The organism is Cupriavidus consociatus, from assembly GCF_017814975.1.
In the GTDB taxonomy this organism is placed as follows: Bacteria; Pseudomonadota; Gammaproteobacteria; order Burkholderiales; family Burkholderiaceae; genus Cupriavidus; species Cupriavidus consociatus.
Window position 1 is genome coordinate 75,159 of the sequence record NZ_JAGIQA010000032.1, and the last position, 18,373, is coordinate 93,531.

14 protein-coding genes and 2 pseudogenes are annotated in these 18,373 nt (G+C 62.7%); 11 read left to right on the forward strand and 5 right to left on the reverse strand.

Annotation, left to right across the window (positions count from 1 at the left end; translation table 11 throughout):
* Window positions 1-14 precede the first annotated feature (14 nt).
* Window positions 15-2,228 (forward strand): amylo-alpha-1,6-glucosidase, encoded by a 2,214-nt coding sequence (locus J8I82_RS31535; RefSeq protein WP_209763504.1) that lies wholly within the window; start codon window positions 15-17, stop codon window positions 2,226-2,228.
* Between the two features lie 146 nt (window positions 2,229-2,374).
* On the opposite strand, the pseudogene J8I82_RS31540 reads toward J8I82_RS31535, so the two are convergent.
* The 3 genes and pseudogenes from J8I82_RS31540 to J8I82_RS31550 all read right to left on the reverse strand — a co-directional run.
* A pseudogene (locus J8I82_RS31540) lies at window positions 2,375-2,575 on the reverse strand (Hsp20/alpha crystallin family protein); the annotation flags it as partial.
* Between the two features lie 105 nt (window positions 2,576-2,680).
* Window positions 2,681-4,105, reverse strand: coding sequence for a DUF1254 domain-containing protein (locus J8I82_RS31545; RefSeq protein ID WP_209763505.1), 1,425 nt, complete (start codon window positions 4,103-4,105; stop codon window positions 2,681-2,683).
* A 370-nt stretch (window positions 4,106-4,475) separates the two neighbouring features.
* Window positions 4,476-4,952 carry a 2,4'-dihydroxyacetophenone dioxygenase family protein gene (locus J8I82_RS31550; protein ID WP_209763507.1) on the reverse strand — a complete coding sequence of 159 codons (477 nt, stop codon included), beginning with the start codon at window positions 4,950-4,952 and terminating at the stop codon, window positions 4,476-4,478.
* Window positions 4,953-5,166: 214 nt separating this feature from the next.
* On the opposite strand from J8I82_RS31550, the gene J8I82_RS31555 reads away from it, so the two are divergent.
* Window positions 5,167-6,153: an AraC family transcriptional regulator gene (locus J8I82_RS31555; RefSeq protein ID WP_245180330.1), complete on the forward strand. Its 987-nt coding sequence runs from the start codon at window positions 5,167-5,169 to the stop codon at window positions 6,151-6,153.
* A gap of 355 nt (window positions 6,154-6,508) precedes the next feature.
* A complete protein-coding gene (locus J8I82_RS31560) occupies window positions 6,509-6,967 on the forward strand; it encodes an Lrp/AsnC family transcriptional regulator (RefSeq protein WP_209763508.1) in 459 nt (152 codons plus the stop codon).
* A 142-nt stretch (window positions 6,968-7,109) separates the two neighbouring features.
* Here J8I82_RS31560 and ftrA read toward each other — a convergent pair whose 3' ends face one another.
* Window positions 7,110-8,120: a transcriptional regulator FtrA gene (gene ftrA, locus J8I82_RS31565; protein WP_431831597.1), complete on the reverse strand. Its 1,011-nt coding sequence runs from the start codon at window positions 8,118-8,120 to the stop codon at window positions 7,110-7,112.
* A gap of 265 nt (window positions 8,121-8,385) precedes the next feature.
* On the opposite strand from ftrA, the gene J8I82_RS31570 reads away from it, so the two are divergent.
* Window positions 8,386-8,733 carry a DUF3088 domain-containing protein gene (locus tag J8I82_RS31570; protein WP_209763510.1) on the forward strand — a complete coding sequence of 116 codons (348 nt, stop codon included), beginning with the start codon at window positions 8,386-8,388 and terminating at the stop codon, window positions 8,731-8,733.
* 99 nt (window positions 8,734-8,832) lie between these two features.
* On the opposite strand, the gene J8I82_RS31575 is transcribed toward J8I82_RS31570, so the two are convergent.
* Entirely contained in the window at window positions 8,833-11,244 is a 2,412-nt protein-coding gene (locus tag J8I82_RS31575; protein ID WP_336620917.1) for a molybdopterin guanine dinucleotide-containing S/N-oxide reductase, read from the reverse strand.
* A 129-nt stretch (window positions 11,245-11,373) separates the two neighbouring features.
* Between J8I82_RS31575 and metC the strand changes: the two genes are divergently transcribed.
* From metC to J8I82_RS31610, 7 genes and pseudogenes are all read left to right on the forward strand, one after another.
* Window positions 11,374-12,603, forward strand: coding sequence for a cystathionine beta-lyase (gene metC, locus J8I82_RS31580; protein WP_209763512.1), 1,230 nt, complete (start codon window positions 11,374-11,376; stop codon window positions 12,601-12,603).
* Window positions 12,604-12,671: 68 nt separating this feature from the next.
* Complete coding sequence (locus tag J8I82_RS31585) at window positions 12,672-13,607, forward strand: 4-hydroxy-tetrahydrodipicolinate synthase family protein (RefSeq protein WP_209763527.1); 936 nt, start codon at window positions 12,672-12,674, stop codon at window positions 13,605-13,607.
* Between the two features lie 19 nt (window positions 13,608-13,626).
* A complete protein-coding gene (locus tag J8I82_RS31590) occupies window positions 13,627-14,406 on the forward strand; it encodes an SDR family NAD(P)-dependent oxidoreductase (protein ID WP_209763513.1) in 780 nt (259 codons plus the stop codon).
* 386 nt (window positions 14,407-14,792) lie between these two features.
* Window positions 14,793-15,542 (forward strand): tripartite tricarboxylate transporter substrate-binding protein, encoded by a 750-nt coding sequence (locus tag J8I82_RS31595; protein ID WP_336620919.1) that lies wholly within the window; start codon window positions 14,793-14,795, stop codon window positions 15,540-15,542.
* 23 nt (window positions 15,543-15,565) lie between these two features.
* A complete protein-coding gene (locus J8I82_RS31600) occupies window positions 15,566-16,870 on the forward strand; it encodes a D-amino acid dehydrogenase (protein ID WP_209763514.1) in 1,305 nt (434 codons plus the stop codon).
* A 210-nt stretch (window positions 16,871-17,080) separates the two neighbouring features.
* Window positions 17,081-18,136 carry a porin gene (locus J8I82_RS31605; protein ID WP_209763515.1) on the forward strand — a complete coding sequence of 352 codons (1,056 nt, stop codon included), beginning with the start codon at window positions 17,081-17,083 and terminating at the stop codon, window positions 18,134-18,136.
* Window positions 18,137-18,212: 76 nt separating this feature from the next.
* Window positions 18,213-18,373, forward strand: a pseudogene (locus tag J8I82_RS31610) (NAD(P)(+) transhydrogenase (Re/Si-specific) subunit alpha); the annotation flags it as partial.

The window sequence follows — 18,373 nt, forward strand, 5'->3', positions numbered from 1 at the left end:
GAGGGACCTCATCGATGCACGTCGACCCGTCTACCAAAATCGCTGGCGCCCCGGGGCAGACCGGTGGCGCCGCACAGGTTGCGCAGTTCTATATCCCCGCGGCCGCATCGCTGCAGGAGCGCCGCCCGCGCACGCTCAAGCATGGCGACACCTTCGCGCTGTTCGATCACAACGGTGACGCCATCGGCGCGCCCGGCAGCCCAGAGGGATTGTTCCACTTCGATACCCGGCATCTTTCCTACCTACGCCTGACCATTGACGGCGCATACCCAATGCTGCTGTCGTCAACCCTGCGGGACGACAACGCCGCACTGACCTGCGACTTGACCAATCCCGACCTGTTCGACGACCAAGGGCTGCTTCGCCTCGAACATGACTTGATACACCTGCGACGCACGCGCTTCCTCTGGGACGGCGCCTGCTATGAGCGCCTGACCGTGAGCAACTTTGACGATGTGCCGCGGCGCGTGCGCATCGACATCGCCTTCGAAGCGGATTTTGCCGACTTGTTCGAAGTGCGCGGCACGCGGCGTTTGCGCCGTGGCACCATACATGCGCCGGCGGTGACAACCGACGCTGTCACCCTCAGCTACACGGGACTGGACGAGACGCGGCGCGAAACCCAACTGAGTTTCGATCCCGCACCTGAGCAGCTTACTGGCAGCGGCGCCAGCTTCCTGCTGGTACTGGAGCCGTTTGAAACTCAGGCGCTGCGCCTGGCAATCCGCTGTGCGTCGTTGCAAGTGAAGCGCACAGCGCCGAAGTCGTTCTTTGGCGCGCTGCGAGAGTCGCGGCGCGAGCTGCGGCATGCGTCGCGCCGGGCCGCATCAATTCTTACCTCAAACGAGCTGTTCAACGACGTGGCGCGGCGCAGCGTGTCAGATCTCTACATGCTGCTGACCAATACAGTGCATGGCCCGTACCCGTATGCCGGCATCCCCTGGTTCAGTACGGTGTTCGGCCGGGATGCATTGATCACCGCGCTGCAGACACTGTGGCTCGATCCCGAGATCGCGGGCGGTGTGCTGCGCCACCTGGCCGCGCTGCAAGCGCAGCTCCCCGACCCGCAGGCGGATGCGCAACCGGGCAAGATCCTGCACGAAATGCGACACGGCGAGATGGCACGGCTGGGCGAAGTCCCGTTCGCGCTTTATTACGGCAGCGTCGACGCTACGCCGCTCTTTGTGCTGCTGGCTGGCGCCTATCTGCGTCGCACCGGCGATGTCGACACTATCCGCTCGCTATGGCCGAATATCGCGGCCGCGCTGCGCTGGATCCGCGACGACGGCGATGGCGATGGCGACCTTTTCGTCGAATATGGGCGGCAGTCGCCGGAGGGGCTCATCAACCAGGGATGGAAAGACAGCCGCGACTCGGTGTTCCATGAAGACGGCCGCCTGGCGCCGGGGCCGATCGCGCTGGCCGAGGTCCAGGCCTACACCTATGGCGCCTGGCAGGCTGCGGCAGCCATGTGCACGGCCCTTGGCGACACCGAAGGTGCCGCGACCTACGCCGGCAAGGCCGAGATGTTGCGCGATGCCTTCGACGCACGCTTCTATGATGCGGCCCTCGGCACCTATGTACTTGCGCTGGACGGCGACAAGCGCCCCTGCCGGGTCCGCTCGTCCAATGCCGGCCACACGCTCCTTACCGGCATCGCCCTGGCTGAGCGCGCGCCCGCCGTGGTGGCAACGCTGATGGAAAGCGCTTCCTTCTGCGGCTGGGGCATACGAACCGTCGCGGCCGACGCCGCGCGTTTCAACCCGATGAGCTACCACAACGGCTCGGTATGGCCACATGACAATGCGCTGATTGCCGCCGGCCTGGCGCGTTACGGCTACCATCGCGAAGCTAGCCGCCTCTTCGAAGGCTTGTTCGCTGCATCGAGCTATATCGACTTGCGCCGACTGCCGGAGCTGTTCTGCGGATTCCCACGCCAGCGCAGCCAGGGGCCTACCTTCTACCCCGTGGCCTGCGCGCCACAGGCATGGGCGGCCGCGGCACCGCTGCTGATGCTGCAAGCCTGCCTTGGCCTTGATTTCGATACGAACGAGCCTGCCATCACCTTCGAGAACCCGTCGCTACCGCCATTCCTCGACGAAGTGGTGTTCCGCAACCTCGCTGTAAGCGGTGGCAGCGCTGACGTTGCCGTGCGCCGTTCGGGTGAGCGAGTCGTAGTCGACGTGCTGGACCGAAAAGGGCCGGTCAGGGTGCTGACGCGTAACTAAGAATTGGCGAAACGACAGCGTCGATGGCGCCTGGATGGCGCGCCTGCACGGATCAGCCGTCACAGTTCTCTCTGTCGCCTGGCATATCTTAAAGAGGACGAGCAAGAACGGCGGCGCCATGCACCGCCGTTCCCGCGTCTTGCCGCTTAGCCGATCGAGACATCGATCCTCCGCGGCTTGGCCTCTTCGCGCCGTGGGATGGTCACCTTCAGCACGCTGTCTTGCAGGTTGGCTTCGATGCGCGAGGCATCGAGGTCAGGACTAAGCGTGAAGCTGCGCGCGTATCTCGGCTGCCGTACCTCGGCATGCTGCACGCGCAGGCCCGGAGGCGTAGGCACTACGGCTTCCCCCCCACCCTCTTCCCCCGCCCATGCCTTCCGACGTGCTTTGCAAATCAGGTTCAGATTGTGGCAGCCCGCCGCCAGCTCACCTGGCGTGCGGGCATCCGGATATCAGCGAGCTACGCGCCGGACCACCGGCGGCTTCCACGTACCGTCCAGCGCCTCGGGCTTGGGCAGGTAAAGGCGAAGGTTCATCGAAAAGCTGCCTGCCGCCGGCGTGGGCAACCAGTTGGATTCGGCGCCCTTGGGCGGGTTGCGCTGGATCACCAGATCCAACGAGCCATCGGCGTTGTACTTGAGAGAATCCCGATCGCCGATGGCGAAGCGGTGGATCGGATTGGATGCAAAGAATTGCCGCTCGTTGTACATCGTCAGCGACCAGAAGGTGCGCGCCGGCGGCAATTGCTCCTTGTCGAAGTGGATCACGTACTTCGCCGCACTGTCGAAGGGCTTGCCGTCAGCGTCCGTCATCGCAAACGGATAAACCGCGTCTTCCACCGGATTTGCGCCCAGGCCAACCAGGGCGATCATCGCTCGCCGGAGGTAGTCGGTCCCATATGTACCGATCGGGTTGCCGATCATTCGCCAGCCGTTGGCTACGGAGCCGGCGCGAGGCAGCGCTTGGGCGATCTCCTTCCGCGCGGCCTCGGGAGCGGCCCGGAGCGCAGCTTGCATTTCTGGCGCCAGACGGTTCATATCGAAGGACTGTCCTGGCACCAGCCCAATGCGGGCGATGCGGTCAAGAACTGGATAGTCGTTCGCGTGCGGCGGGTTGTCCTTCATCAACTCGGCAAACATGGCGAAGTAGCTCGCGGTGTCCATTCTTGCCACCTGTTCCACCGGCGCGCTCATGTCCTGCTGGGTGTTCATTTTGCCCTTGGGTGGCATGTATCCGGGCTTGCCCCAGGCGCTGAGCGGCGTGGCCTTGAGGCCGGCCTGGAACTTGTGCACGGATGCGTAATCGGCAACGCCGTTGGTCTGCGTCCGGCCGATCATCCAGCCGACGGCTGTCGGTGAGACATAGGTGGGCATGCCGACCGGAAGCTTGCCATGCCAGCGCGGGCCAACAATGGCAAACTGCTGCGGGCCATTGCCGGTTGTGCGCGTACCGGGAGAGGTAAAGACATCCGTCCACATGTCGAGCACCGGGAGCAGATAGTAGCGACCACCGGAATCCGGAACGGAAATGATGAGCGGCTCACGTGTGACGTCGAACCACAGCGAGGAGTACAGGGTGTCAGCGTTCGGGCGAACCACTGCGTCGAACTTGTCGTCGGGGAAGGCGGCCGCCTGCGCGAACTGGTTCATCGGTGCGCGAATACCGCCGTTGGGATCCGGTGCTTCGACGTTGGTCGAAACGCGTCGCGTCACTTCCATCAGTACCATCGGATAGGCGTAGATGTAGGCTTCCTTGGCAATTTCCTGCGCGTCGGCGGCATCTGGTGCTGCCGTGCCCGCGTTTGCCTGAAATACTGCTGCCCCAAGCAGCGCGACAAAAGCGTGCCGAAGCCACGGTGTGCGAGTCAGTGCGATCATGTCTCCTCCTGACTGTTGTGGAGTGTTTATGTCTACTTTATGGCATCGAGGTAGCCGTTCTTCCCGGCGTCGCTGATCGTCATCGACCTGACCAGCGTGCGTGAAATGCGCTTGAGGTGATACATCGGCCTGGCGTAGGGACCGACCAGTACCAGTGGGCGGCCGTTGCGTGCCGGATTCCCCCAGCGGGCGCGAGTGGCGTCGCCGCACAAGGAATGCGCCGGCGGGCACCGCAGCAACCCCCATCAATGGGCCCTTGCGTAGGTGCTGGATCTCTAGTTTGCTGAGGTACTACGCTGACCGCGAATAGTAGTCATCGGAGCCGCGTGCAATATCTCCGCGTGGGAAGTAAGTCGCGCGGTCAGAACGGTCAACCCTCGAAGGTCGACAAATCCCTGGGCTTGATGCCGTTGGCCTCGCAATAATTGAGATAACGGTCCATCGAGGTTTTCCAGTTCTCGACGGCGATAATGTTGTCCTTGTCGTCGAGGTACAGCAACTCACCAGCCACGATGTTGAAGGTAATGATGTCCGGGCCTTCGGTATACGCTGCCTCGGGCGTGTGTCGCGTCGAGGCGGTCTCGTACACAACGCTGCCGGCATGGGCGATCCAGTCGTGCTCCTTGTAGCGCCAGCTTCCCTGGACCGTATAAACGATGACAGTTCCGGTGTGGTGATGGCGTGGCATTTCCATGCCACCGGGTGCCTTCAGCAACGTAATGGTTTCCCCCCGTACCGGATCGATCTTGAAGTACTTGATCATCACGTCGTTGCTGTATGGCGCAAACGGCATCCACGGGCTATCGTTGCCGTCCAGGCAGCCGGTGTTGATGGATTCGAATAGCATGAACTGTCTCCTTTTGTTGCCTCACCCTGGACGGATGGGGCTCGGTTCAGGTAGCCATTCTGGGGAGATCGGCTCGCGCTGACTTGTCATTTTCAGACAGCGTCCTATCATTTTCAGACACTACTTCGGCGCTGTACTCCGGCACTATTTCCCTGTCATGGCTAATTTGAAAGCCGCCGCCCGCCCCCTGTTACCCGCTCGCTATTTCCTACTGATGAGCGATTACTTCAAGTCTGTCGGCACTTCGCTGGAGGACCTGCTGCGCGCGGTGGACATTGATCCTGACCGGTTCAGGAAAACGGATTTCGGCCTCACCACCGCGCAGATCGATCGTTTGCTGGCAGAAGCCGTGCGCGTGACTGGACGTAGCGACGTTGGCTTTGAATGGGGTTGCCGCCTGAAGCTGAACTCGCACGATATCCTGGGGTACGCCATGCTCTCGTGCACCACGCTGGACCAACTGCTGCGCACGTGTTCCCGCTACTACAGGCTTCTGACACCCATGTTCAGAATGAGTTATCAGCGCAGCGGCAATCACGTCGAAATCGTCTATCGCCCGGCGCTGCCAATGACCAAGGAAACGCTGAACCTGATGCAGGAGGCGATTGCCGTTTCGACGCACCTGCAATGCAAATCCTTGTTGCGCAATCCCTCGTCCGTCTATGACATCTATATGTCGATGGAAGCACCACCGCATGCGGCACGCTATCGCGAGCTGGCACCTGCGCGCGTGCATTTCGGCGCGTCGTCGCTGCCGGAGATCCGCATGATGGCCGATACGTGGAGCCTGGACGCGGCGCTTCCGATGGCCGACGCGCATGCCGTACGCATGGCGGAGGAGCGATGCCGGGCGCTGCTGCAAAAGTACAGTGAACAGGGCAACTGGACCGAATGGGTGGTCATGATGTTGAACGAAGCCGAGGACAGCCAGCCTACGCTGGAAGAGCTTGCTGGCTTGCTCGGCATCTCGGCGCGCACCCTGGACCGTTACCTGAAGAAGGAAGACAGCAGTTTCCGCGACCTCGGTACTGAAGTGCGCAACGGACGCGCGCGGAAGCTGCTGCTTGAGGGAAAGCTCCCAATTTCGCAGATCGCTTACCGGCTCGGATTTACCGACGTTGCCAACTTCAGCAGAGCCTTCCGTCGGGCCAATGGCGTCAGCCCATCTGATTTTCGAGGGGGCAACTCGGAAGGCCGGTAATTTTCACCAGGAACGCCCTGCCGGGAACGAACACCCCGGCAGCGCTACACAGGCAGAGGCCAACTGGTGGCTTCCGATTCCAGTGCCGGTAACCGTGCACCGTTCGTACCCTAAACGATTGTCCGTATCGGAATCACCATGCGGCTCACTTTGGCATGATATGAACGAAAATTGTCGTTCGTACCACTAGCCCGTTCAGCCCGCGCTCCCTATCCTGTGCTCGGTGGATCGCGGCCCCGACAGGGGGCAGAGTCCGCCAGAAACCTCAACTTACAGTGAGAGAGAAAGTGAAAGGCAAGCTACTGATGCTCCGCCCGGACTTTGCTCAAGCCTCGGACTCAGCCAGCTAACGGACATGGACCGATACGACAAGCAAATCCTTGCCATCCTGCAGGAAGACGCAACCGTCCCCGTAACGGAAGTCGGGGACCGTGTCGGCCTGACTTCGACGCCCTGCTGGCGCCGCATCCAAAAGCTGGAAGAGGCCGGCATCATTCGCAAGCGCGTTGCATTGCTGGATGCAGACGCGTTGAATGCCGGTGTCACAGTCTTTGTCTCGGTGCGTACCAGCCAGCACAACTTGAAATGGATCAAGCTGTTTCATGGATTAGTGGCATCGATCCCGGAGGTGACCGAGTTTTACCGGATGGCCGGCGACACCGATTACCTGCTGCGCGTGGTAGTGCCTGATATCGCGGCCTATGATCGCGTCTATAAGAAGCTGATCCAAGGGGCGGAGCTTGCCGATGTTAGCTCCAGCTTTGCGATGGAACAGATCAAGTACACCACTGCGCTACCATTGGATTACGCGTAAGAGAGCGCCGGTCATCCAGGGCCGGCACCCGAAGAAAGCTACGATCTCTCCGCGTATAGGTGGCTCGATTGGATGGACACCTCCGTGCCACCGTGAATGGTCGCAACGGCAACCGGGAAACCTGATCCGCCATTGGCCGGAATCAATGCAGCTCAGATGTACTGAAACGTCGTCTGTAGTATCCGGGGCTTGTTCCAAGCCGGGTCCGGAAGTGATTGCGCAACGTGGCTGCGGCGCCGAACCCTACCTGCACCGCGATGTCATCCACGGACGAATCGGTCTCTTCGAGCAGCACCCTCGCTCGGCTTAAACGTTCTATCAGCAACCACTCGCCAGGCGGCATGCCCATCATACTGACAAAGTGCCGCTGGAAGGTGCGGGCACTCATTGCGGCTTGCGTTGCCATCCTGGCAATAGGCCAGCTTTCGTCCAATGTTGCGCGCACCGCGTCCACCAGGGGTGCCAACGAAGCGTTGCTGCGCTTCGAGACCGGCTCGGCAATGTACTGGGCTTGGCCGCCTTCACGGTGTGGCGGCATCACAAGTCGGCGTGCGACCTGATTGGCCGCGCGAGGGCCAAAGTCCCGCCGGATCAGGTACAGGCACAGATCGATCCCCGCTGCACTTCCGGCCGAAGTCAGGACATCGCCAGAATCGACGTAGAGCACATCTGCCTCCACCCGGATTTCCGGATATCGCTCCGCCAGTGTTGCCGCATGGCGCCAGTGCGTAGTCGCGCGCTTACCGTCGAGCAATCCTGCGGCGGCCAATACAAAGGCACCCGTGCAAATCGACATGATTCTCGCCCCTCGCTTGTTCGCCTTTCGCAAGGCGCGGCAGAGTTCCGGCGGCACAACCGCCTCAATATCGCGCCAGCCTGGGATGATAATCGTCTTCGCCCTCGACAGAAGGTCAAGGCCACCGTCAGCCTGCACTTGGATGCCACCCGGCCCTCGCAACGTCCCCTGCTCGGCCGAACACGTCGCGAAGCGATACCACGCGTCTCCCATTTCCGGTCTGGGCAAACCGAACACTTCAACGGCGCAGCCGTATTCAAAGAGGCTCAGGCCGTCGTAGACGACAACTGCGACAAGTCCACCATGGGCGCCCGATTTCGATTCATTCTTTGGCACGATGCAGATAGAAATACGTATTGATGCCACCTCGCCGGATTTTGCACCATCTGTCTCGCGTCTCGCAAGCGTCGAAATGAGCCGGTTTGAGCGCCCCGGGAGGATGTCTGCATGCCCAGGGGTGCTGAGGATCACCCTCAGGCGCACTTTGGCATGATCCATACGAAAATTGTCGTACGTGCCACTAGTGCGTTCAACCCGCGGTCCCTATCCTTTGCTCGCTGGATAGCGGCCCGGCGGAGAGCAGAGTCCGCCGGAAACTTCAACTTACAGTGAGAGAGGGAAATTGAAAGACAAGCTACTAATGCTCCGCCCCGGTTTTACTCAAGGGACGGAAGGCCCCTTCTATTGCGGCGATGCCGTCGCCATCGAAGGTCTGCTTAGCTTTTTCCCGCAGTTGCGCAGCCAGATTGAGGTCGAATACATCGATGCGCTGCGGCCTCGCAAAGCAATTGTCGACCTGATCGGCGAGGCAAACCAGTCCGCCCCTGTTCTGGTGCTCGGCGGCGGACGCGAGCCAGTCGACAACAGCGTGGAGGTTCGCATGTACGGTCAAACGCGATTCGTCAACTCGCCCGACCATATCCGTCGATACCTGTCGTCGCAGTATGGCGTACCGCGCTCAACTTCCTGACCGCTGCCCAACGCTGACTCTCGCACGCGAAGCAAGTGTAACGGGCTTCGCGTGCGGGCCAACCTATTCCCAAGATAGAAATGGTCTTGGTTCCGCGCTTCAACCGGCCAGCGGCGACACCTGCGGCGCGTCGAAGGCACGAACCCCAGGCGGTTCTCCGTTGGACCACGGCGCGATCTCGACCAGCGCGGAATGCGCGCTGGACCCCTGGGCCAGGCTGGAGGTGCCGCGGTCCATCGTCAGCACGTTGGGATTGCCGTGGCGTTCAAGCGAACTGTCGCTCGCATCGAACCAGGCACCGGTCGACATTACCACGACGCCGCGTATCAGTGCATCGTCCAGGCGTGCGCCGGCCAGGCATGCCCCGCGCTCGTTGAACACGCGTACGATCTCGTTTTGCACAATGCCGCGCTCCGCCGCGTCCAGCGGGTGTATATGGATTGCCTGCCGGCCTCTGACCTTCATTGACACGGAGTGGCTACCCGCGTCCAACTGGGAGTGCAGCTTGTCCGCCGGCTGGGACGTGATGAGGTGCAGAGGCCAGCGCTGGGCTGCGGCATCTCCAAGCCATTCGGCAGGTGGCAGCCAGGACGGATGCGGAGGGCAATCCTGATAGCCGAATTCGCCAATGCGCCGGGAGTAGAGCTCGATCTTTCCACTGGGTGTGCTCAGGGGACTGCCCTGCGGATCGGCACGGAAGTCCGAGAACAGCACGAACGGCGTGCCCGGCTCCGGCAAGCCGGTGTACCCCTCCTCCCAGAACTGTTCAAACGGCGGAGCTTCGAAGCCTGCCCCGGCCCAGCGTTCCACCATGCTGTCGTAGATATGGCGAATCCAGGCGAATTCGTCGCGGCCTTCAGTAAACGCGAACTCGCAGCCGGCGCGCAATGCAAGGTCTCGATAGATGTCGAAATCGTTGCGGCTGCTGTACTGGGGCGGCAGCGCCTGACGCATCGCCAGCACGTACCGGTCTCTTGATGAGCCCCCGATGTCGTTGCGCTCCAGCGTCGTCGTGGCCGGCAGAACGATGTCCGCGCGCCGCGCGGTCGGCGTCCACCAGCTGTCATGCACCACGATCGTCTCGGGCACTTGCCAGGCGCGTGCCAGCCGGTTCAGGTCCTGATGGTGGTGGAACGGGTTGCCGCCGGCCCAGTACACCATGCGTATATCCGGATAGATGTCTTGGCGGCCGTTGAAGTCGTAGCGCTGACCTGGGTGCAGGAGCATGTCCGAAATACGCGCGGCGGGAATGGTGCTGCGCGCGGGATTGGCGCCCGCGCCCATCTCCGGGGCCGCGACGTCGGGCCGGGGCGTTCCGGCGCCGTTGATGGAGCCATGCCCGAACGCAAAGCCGCCGCCCGGCAGACCGACCTGCCCCAACATCGAAGCCAGCGCGATATTGGCCCAGTACGGCTGTTCGCCGTGATGTGCGCGCTGCAACGACCATGTGCAGTTCAGCATCGTGCGCCGCCGGGCGGCCTCGGTGGCCAGCTCGATGATGGTCTGGGCCGGGACCGCACAGATCGACTCCGCCCAGAGGGCGTCCTTGGCCAGGCCGTCGTTGCGCCCCAGCAAATATGCCGCGAACGCGTCAAAGCCCTCGCAATAGCGAGAAAGAAAATCCACGGCGTGCAAGCCGCGCGTCAGCAGCGTGTGCGCCATGCCCAGCATCAGCGCAGTGTCAGTGTTGGGGCGGATCGGCACCCACCGGGCCTGCAGGCCATCGGGTATGTCGGCGCGCGTCGGGCTGACTACAACAAACTTCACTCCCGAGCGCTTTGCGCGTTTGATCCACTCGTGCGAACTGTGCGCACCCGCGCCGCCGGAAGTGATCTGGGTGTTGCGTAATGGCAGGCCGCCAAAGGCGATGAACAGCTCGGTGTGTTCAAGAACGCTACGCCAGTCGGTCACTCTTCCCGTGACCGGCTTGTAGGTGCCAATCACATGGGGCAACAGGAACTGCGCAGCGCCCCAGCTGTAATTGCCCGCCTGTGTGGTACAACCCCCGCCTGCGAACAGAAAGCGGTGCGTCAGCGTGCGGGCATGATGCAGGCGCCCTGCGGAGGACCATCCGTAGGAACCACCAAAAATGGAAGCATCGCCGTGCTCGCCGCGCACTCGCGCCAACTCGCCGGCCACCAGGTCTAGCGCGGTCTCCCAGTCCACCTCCACGAACTCATCATTACCCCGCTCGCTGCACTCCGCGTTCTCGCGCTTGCGCAGCCAGCCGCGCCGAACCGCAGGCCGGCGGATCCGCAGTGGCGAATGCACCATGCCCGGCATGGATTGCAGGATCGGTGAAGGCGCGCTGTCGCAGAGAAACGGCTCGCACGCCACGAGCCTCCCGCCTTCTACGACCGCCGTATATGCACCCCAGTGCGAAAGCGTGGGAAAGCGGCTGCGGACATCGGCGGCAGCAAGCGTAGTTGTCATGTTGGTCTCCTCCACCGGAATACAGGCGCTCGCTTCGAGCGGCACAAGCGCCCAATGTTGGGCGAGCCACGCGAGCATTTTTTTCTCTTTTGGACGGAATACGCCGATTAATTGAGATGAATTTGCTCAGGGCGCATCCCTAAGCTGGTCGACATTCCAGCGGCAATCACCAACATGGAAGCCGCACCGCTCAGCCACGGAGATCCGATGAAAGAAAGCACTCAGTTAGTTTGCGCTGGCCGCCACCCCGAGCGGTTCGGCGGGGTCGTCAATACGCCGATCTTCAGGGCATCTACCATTCTCGCCGGGTCGATGGCCGAATGGGAGGAAATGAAGCGCGCCCGCGCTGCGGAAGAGCCTGGCGCGACGACCTATGGCCGCTACGGCACGCCCACAACCCATGCTCTGGAAGAAGCCGTTGCCGCGCTGGAAGGCGGATACCGGTCGCTCGTGTTTCCGTCCGGCCTCGCGGCGATCAGCACCGCGTTGACGGCGCTGCTGTCGGCCGGCGACCACGTCTTGGTCACTGATAGCGCCTATTCGCCAACCCGCGCTTTCCTGGGGCGCGTCCTGATGCGGTTTGGCGTCGAAGTCGAGACCTACGATCCTGCCGCCGGCACGCAGATCGAGGCATTGTTGCGGCCCAACACGCGCGTTGTATATGTCGAATCCCCGGGGTCGGAGACTTTCGACATTCAGGATATCCCGGCGATTTCCGCTGCCGCACATCGACATGGTGCCGTCGTCGTCATGGACAACACGTGGGGAACGCCGCTCTATTTCAAACCGTTCTCCCACGGCGTCGACGTTTCGATCCAGGCTGCCACCAAGTACATCGTCGGCCATTCCGATGCCATGCTCGGCGTGGTCACCTGCAATCGGGATACCTGGCCGCAGATCAAGCAGACCACCCAGGACATGGGTCAGATCGCCGGCCCGGACGACGTCTACCTGGCATTGCGCGGCCTGCGCACGATGGCGGTGCGGCTCCAGCGCCACTGGGAATCAGGACTGCGCGTTGCTCAATGGCTGGAGCGTCAGCCGCAAGTCGAGGCGGTACTGCATCCCGCGCTGCCGTCCCATCCGGGCCATGTGCTGTGGAAGCGCGACTTCACGGGCGCCTGCGGTCTTTTTTCTGTTGTGTTGCGCACGATTTCCAAAGGATCACTCGCAGCCTTCATCGACGCGCTGGCGCACTTTGGCGTTGGGGTTTCTTGGGGCGGCTATGAAAGCCTCGCCATCCCCTTCACGCCGGGAAAGAACTGCACCGGCACGCGCTGGCCGTATCAAGGACAGGCCGTGCGCCTGCATGTGGGTCTCGAAGACCCGCAAGACCTCATCGACGATCTGCAGCGCGGCCTGATGGCGCTTTCCGCGCATGAATCCAGCCTGGCGGCATTGCAGGACGCCCAGGCCGACCAGGCTTGCCCGAGCTGAACGACAACGCAGCTAAAGCCGGGTTTTCCCGGCACTTACCCGAACACCAATCCACGACGGAGACAGACATGAGCAAGATGAAGATTGAAGGGTCCTTTGTTGCCCTGATCACCCCCTTTGCCAAGGACGGCAGCCCGGACTTCGGCGCTTTTCGCGAACTGCTGGATTTTCAGGAACGCCACGGCACCTCGGCGGTGCTGATCATGGGATCCACAGGCGAGGTCTCGATGCTCTCGCAAGAAGAGCGTGAGGCCATCATCGTCGAAACCGCGAAGATGAAGACCGGAAAGATGAAGCTGTTCTATGGCTGCACTGGCAACAACACACAGACCACCAAGGACTATTTGCGCTTTGCCAGGGCTAATGGCGCGGATGGCGCCATCATCGCCGCGCCCGCCTACATCTGCGCGCCGGAGGCCGATATCGAAAGCTACTTCCTGGAAGTGGCCGACGAGACCGACCTGCCCCTTGGCATCTACAACAACCCGCCGCGCGTGAAGACCGACCTGCATTGGGACAGCCTGCTGCGCATCTTCAAGCATCCTAACTATGTTGTACACAAGGAGTCGACGACGCGCGTGGGACAGGTAGCGCAAGTGCTGCGCGGCGCGCCGGATGTCTCGGTGATGTGCTGCGATTCGCCCAACCTTGGCCTTGTCGTGCCGACGATGAGCTTGGGCGGCCATGGCACCGCAAACATGACCGGCAATATCGCCCCGGCGGAGCTGACGCAAATCTCCCGTCCGTGGACATCTCCCGACACCGCGGCCAGCTTCCACAAGGCCTACCTGCAGAATCTGCAGTTGCTGCACTACGCCTACTCGGCCATCAACCCGGTGGCGATCAAATCGCTGATGAAGGCGGTGGGCCTGCCTTCGGGCGAACTGCGCAAGCCGCTCACCGGCCTGGAAGGAGAGCCCCTGCTGCGCGGCCTGCGCGTCATCAAGGAGCTCGAGCTTGATCGGAAGTACGGCTGGTCGTCGCCGATGCTCAAGGCCGCTTGAACCGAATCGGGAGAGATCAATGGACCTCGGCATCGCAGGGCGCCGTGCACTCGTCTTCGGCGGTAGCAAGGGCATGGGGCGCGCTTGTGCGCATCAACTGGCTGCGGAAGGCGTGAAGGTATTCCTTGCCGCCCGCACGGAAACCACACTGGCCGCGGCGGCCGCGGAAATCTGCGCCGCGACGGGTGGTGCTGTCAGCTACGTGGTGGCCGACATCACCACGGACGCGGGGCGCGCCGCCGCGCTGGCGGCATGCCCTGCCCCGGACATCCTGGTCAACAACGCGGATGGTGCCCCACCCGGCGATTTTCGCCAGTGGACACCGTCGGACTGGCATGCCGCGATCGATGCCATGATGATCGGGCCAATTGACATGATCCGGCGCACCGTTGACGGCATGATCGAACGCCGCTTTGGCCGCATCGTGAATATCGTCTCGCGCAGCGTGAAGACGCCGCAGCTGGAACTGGGCCTGTCCAATGGTGCGCGCTCAGGCCTAGTCGGCTTCGTCGCAGGGCTTGCGCGCCAGACGGTTCGCCACAACGTCACGATCAACAACCTGCTCCCCGGCGTATTCGCGACCGATGCCCAGCGCCACCACATTGAGGGCATGCTCGAGTCGACCGGCAAGAGCTTCGAGCAACTCTGGAACGAACGTGGCACCAGCAACCCCGCTGGCCGCTATGGCCGACCCGAAGAGCTCGGTGCACTCTGCGCCTTCATCTGTTCCGGGCACGCGGGCTACATATGCGGGCAGAACATCCTGATCGACGGGGCGGCTTACCCCGGCACCTTCTGAGCCATCGGGCTCATCGAAGCCATTCCAACGCAGCGCCTCGCGCACCACGTCATCGCGCGTGATGGCGCTGCCTTCCCTTGTCCAGCAAGTTTCGTTGACCCGGCCATGCAACCACGCCCCCTCACCCAGATCCGTTCCCGCCACGTGCCCGTCGTACGCATGGGCCTCTTCCTTCTGTCCGTCCTGACGTCCGCGGGCGTCGCAAAGGCGGAGTCTAAACCCGACAGCGCTTACCCTGCCCATCCGATCACCATCGTCGTGCCGCATGCGCCCGGCGGTTCGGTGGACAGCCTTGCGCGCGTGTTCGCGATGAAGCTCGGTCAGGAGTTGAAGCAGACCGTCGTTGTCGACACCGGCCGGGTGCATCGGGCCTTGTCGGGGCCGGCATCGTCGCCCGCGCGGCACCTGACGGCTACACCCTCTATATCAATGCATCGATCCACAACATTAATCCGATGCTCTATCGGAAGACCATCAAGTTCGATGCAGTCCGGGATTTCACCGCCGTCAGCATGCTCGCGCAAGGCGCGCTGATCTTTAGCGTGAATCCGCAAGTACCGGCGAATTCGCCGCAGGCACTGGCCCGTGCCGTGAAAGCCAACCCAAAGCAATACAACTTTGCGACAAGCGGCAACGGCTCCGCCGGCCACCTGGCCTTGTCCCAATTCATGTATGACAGCGGCATCGCGGATCTGCAGGTGCCCATCGCCCTATACAAGGGCGGCGGACCAGCGCTGACCGACCTCATGAGTGGCCAGGCCCAGGGGATGATGGATCCGATGCTCTCGTCGCTACCCGGGGTCAAGGCCGGCAAGCTGCGCGCGATCGCGGTAACCGGGCGCACCCGCAGCCCGTTGTTGCCGGATGTCCCGACCATGCAGGAAGCGGGATTCAAGAACTTCGAATTCTATTCGTGGTATGGCCTGTGGGCGCCTGCCAAACTGCCCGATGGGATCAGGAAGAAGCTCGACAGCGCTTCGGCCAGGATCATGACATCGCAGGACATCAAGGATCGCCTGAACGGATTGGGATTCGAGAGCGCCTACAAGGATGGCGGCGAATTCGAAAAGTATATCGACAGCGAAACCAGGCGCTATCGCGGGATCATCGATCGCGCGCACATCACGGCCGACTGAATCCTTGGAACGGGGCAGCAGACATGCGCGTACTAGTGCTTGGCGCCGGCGTCGCCGGCATATCCGCCGCCTACTACCTGTGGCGCGACGGCCATGAGGTGACAGTACTCGAGCGGCAAGCGGGCCCGGGACTGGGGTCTAGCTTCGGCAACGCCGGAGGCCTTTGTCCCGGCTTTGCCGGCCCTTGGGCGTCGCCGGGCATGCCGCGCAAGGTGCTGCGCATGGCCCTCCAAATGCATGCGCCAGTGCGATTTTCGATGATGCCGGATGCCGAGCGGCTGCACTGGCTCGCCAAATGGCTGAAGGAATGCAATGCGGAGCGCTTTGGCATTAACAAGGCACGCATGCAGCGCATGGCCCATTACAGCATGCGTTGTATGCAGGCCTTGCGTGATGAAGTGCCTGAGCTCAGCTTCGGTTTTCACCGTGACGGCACGCTGCAACTACTCGAAACCGATCAGGAAGTCGAGCTGGCACAGCTGGCAACGCGCACGCTCAGCCAGTTCCAGGTGCCATGGCGGATGATGGGTCGCGACGAAGCCATGTCGCTCGAACCATCGCTGCGGGCGTCTGCCGTCGCATGGCAAGGCGCACTGCATCTGCCAGACGATGCATCAGGCGACAGCGCAAAGTTCTGCACGGGCCTTGCCGGGTATCTTTCCAGTCGTGGCGTGTCGTTTCAGTATGGCGCTTCGGCAACCCGACTCGTCCATTCGCACGGCCGCCTTCGCACTGTCGAGATCTCGCATGACGGGCAGATGGACCAACGGCAGGCCGATGCCTGCGTGGTGGCGCTCGGCTGCCATGCGCCCGCGCTCCTTGCCACCGCAGGCCTGCGGATCCCGGTTTATCCGCTCAAGGGCTATTCGATCACGATTCCCATCGCCGACACCAAGGCTGCACCGCGCATGGCGATCATGGACGAGCACCACAAGATCATGCTTACCCGGCTGGGCGACAAGTTGCGCGTCGCGGGAATGGCCGAGTTCGTCGGGTACGACCTGACGGTGCGCCGGGTCCGCACGGAACTGTTGTCGACGCTGACGCGGCGGCTCTTTCCACGCGGGCTCGACTATGCCGCGGCCACGTCATGGGCCGGCCTTCGTCCGATGACGCCGGACGGGCCGCCCATCCTCGGCGCGACCCCGCTACAGGGCCTCTACCTGAATGCTGGCCATGGCTCCAATGGCTGGACTCAGGCGTGCGGCACCGGCCGGCTTGTTGCCGACGCGGTTTCCGGCAGGCAGCCGGAGATCGACATGGATGGACTTACCGTCGAGCGATTCGGCATGCACCGCGCCGGGCGTCCGCCGGCTCGCGTGGGCTGAACCCATCGCTTGCACGGGCGCCGCTGCCCGGCGGTCCCTTTCACGCCGAGTGCCATCGGCACAGATGCCAGCAGCCGCTGTTGCACGCACGGCCGCCCACTGAACCTGCCATAGCCGCATCACCGGCTATTGCCGCATCGCCCATGCCGGGACTGTGGCTTGCGCAGCCCTGCACAGCCAGCAACTCGAACATACATATGGAGGAGAACGATGAAAACATCAGGAAAGTACGCCATTGCGGCATCGATGTGGTGTCTGCTTGCCGCGACGGCACAGGCGCAGTCAAGCGTCACGCTATACGGCGTCATGGATGCTGGCTTGGAGTATGTCAGCCATGCGGGCGCGGACGGCTCGGGGTCCGCATACCGCGTCACCTCCGGAAACACCGCGGCATCGCGATGGGGCCTGCGGGGCAAGGAGGCGCTGGGTGCGGCAATGAGCGCGGTCTTTGTGCTGGAGAGTGGCTTCCTGACGGACACCGGCATGGCCGGATTTGGCGGCCGCCTGTTCGGTCGGCAGGCGTTCGTCGGCATCGCGGGGCCTTGGGGCCAGGTCACACTCGGGCGCCAGAACAATATCCTGTTCGATTTTTTCATTCCCTTTGACACCAACCGCTATGCGCCGTATTCCGTGCTTGCCCACGATGCGCAGTTCGCGGGGCGGGCCGACAATGCCATCAAGTACACAGGCAACTTCGGCGAACTGACGATCAGCGCGCTGTACAGCGCCGGCTACGACTCGACCATTGCCAACGGCAGCGAAGTCCCCGGTGCGCCGCGCGTGGGCCAGGAAATCGGAGCCGGCGCTTCGTACACCATCGGCAAATTCGGATTGGCGATTGCCTATGACCAGCGGCGTGGCACATCCGTGGCCGCGGCGGGCAACATTGAGCGCCGCTACGCGGCGGGATTTCTCTACACCAGCGGCCCCTTCACGGCCGAGGCCGGGTACCGGCTCCTGCAGGACGGGCTGGGCTCGCCCGCCAGCCGCTCCCATCTCTACTGGCTGGGCGGTGCCTACGCGGTAAAACCGGCACTGACGCTGCGCGCCGGCATCTACCGGACGGATAAGCGTGCTTCTGCTGACGACGCCATCAGCTACGTGCTGCAGGCGGCGTACACCCTGTCGAAGCGCACGGAGCTTTATGTCAATGCGTCGTACATGGACAACGCGGGCCGCTCGACGCTGGGTGTGGCGAGTGCGACCAAGGTCGCGCCAGGCGTCGGACAGACCGGCTTGGCGGCGGGCATGAAGCACATCTTCTAGCTCCATGCACGGAGCATGGGGGCACGTCCCCGGACGCACGCAAGCGAACATCGATCATTCGGTCAAGGAGACAGGAATGTACATAGGTATTCCGCAGGAGACGCGGGCAGGCGAAACTCGCGTCGCCGCCACCCCCGAGACGGTCAGGAAGTACGTCGCCCAGGGCCACAAGGTCATCGTCCAGGCCGGCGCCGGCGTACGCGCCAGCCAGCCCGATGGCGCGTATGAAGCGGTCGG

Bases quoted from the DNA above. Each gene is read 5' to 3' on its own strand.
- J8I82_RS31535 (WP_209763504.1), top strand. From the start codon at position 15: ATGCACGTCGACCCGTCTACCAAAATCGCTGGCGCCCCGGGGCAGACC.
- metC (WP_209763512.1), top strand. From the start codon at position 11,374: ATGAAAGAAAGCACTCAGTTAGTTTGCGCTGGCCGCCACCCCGAGCGG.
- J8I82_RS31585 (WP_209763527.1), top strand. From the start codon at position 12,672: ATGAGCAAGATGAAGATTGAAGGGTCCTTTGTTGCCCTGATCACCCCC.
- J8I82_RS31545 (WP_209763505.1), bottom strand. From the start codon at position 4,105: ATGATCGCACTGACTCGCACACCGTGGCTTCGGCACGCTTTTGTCGCG.
- J8I82_RS31550 (WP_209763507.1), bottom strand. From the start codon at position 4,952: ATGCTATTCGAATCCATCAACACCGGCTGCCTGGACGGCAACGATAGC.
- J8I82_RS31590 (WP_209763513.1), top strand. From the start codon at position 13,627: ATGGACCTCGGCATCGCAGGGCGCCGTGCACTCGTCTTCGGCGGTAGC.
- J8I82_RS31555 (WP_245180330.1), top strand. From the start codon at position 5,167: ATGAGCGATTACTTCAAGTCTGTCGGCACTTCGCTGGAGGACCTGCTG.
- J8I82_RS31575 (WP_336620917.1), bottom strand. From the start codon at position 11,244: ATGCTCGCGTGGCTCGCCCAACATTGGGCGCTTGTGCCGCTCGAAGCG.
- J8I82_RS31600 (WP_209763514.1), top strand. From the start codon at position 15,566: ATGCGCGTACTAGTGCTTGGCGCCGGCGTCGCCGGCATATCCGCCGCC.
- J8I82_RS31560 (WP_209763508.1), top strand. From the start codon at position 6,509: ATGGACCGATACGACAAGCAAATCCTTGCCATCCTGCAGGAAGACGCA.
- J8I82_RS31605 (WP_209763515.1), top strand. From the start codon at position 17,081: ATGAAAACATCAGGAAAGTACGCCATTGCGGCATCGATGTGGTGTCTG.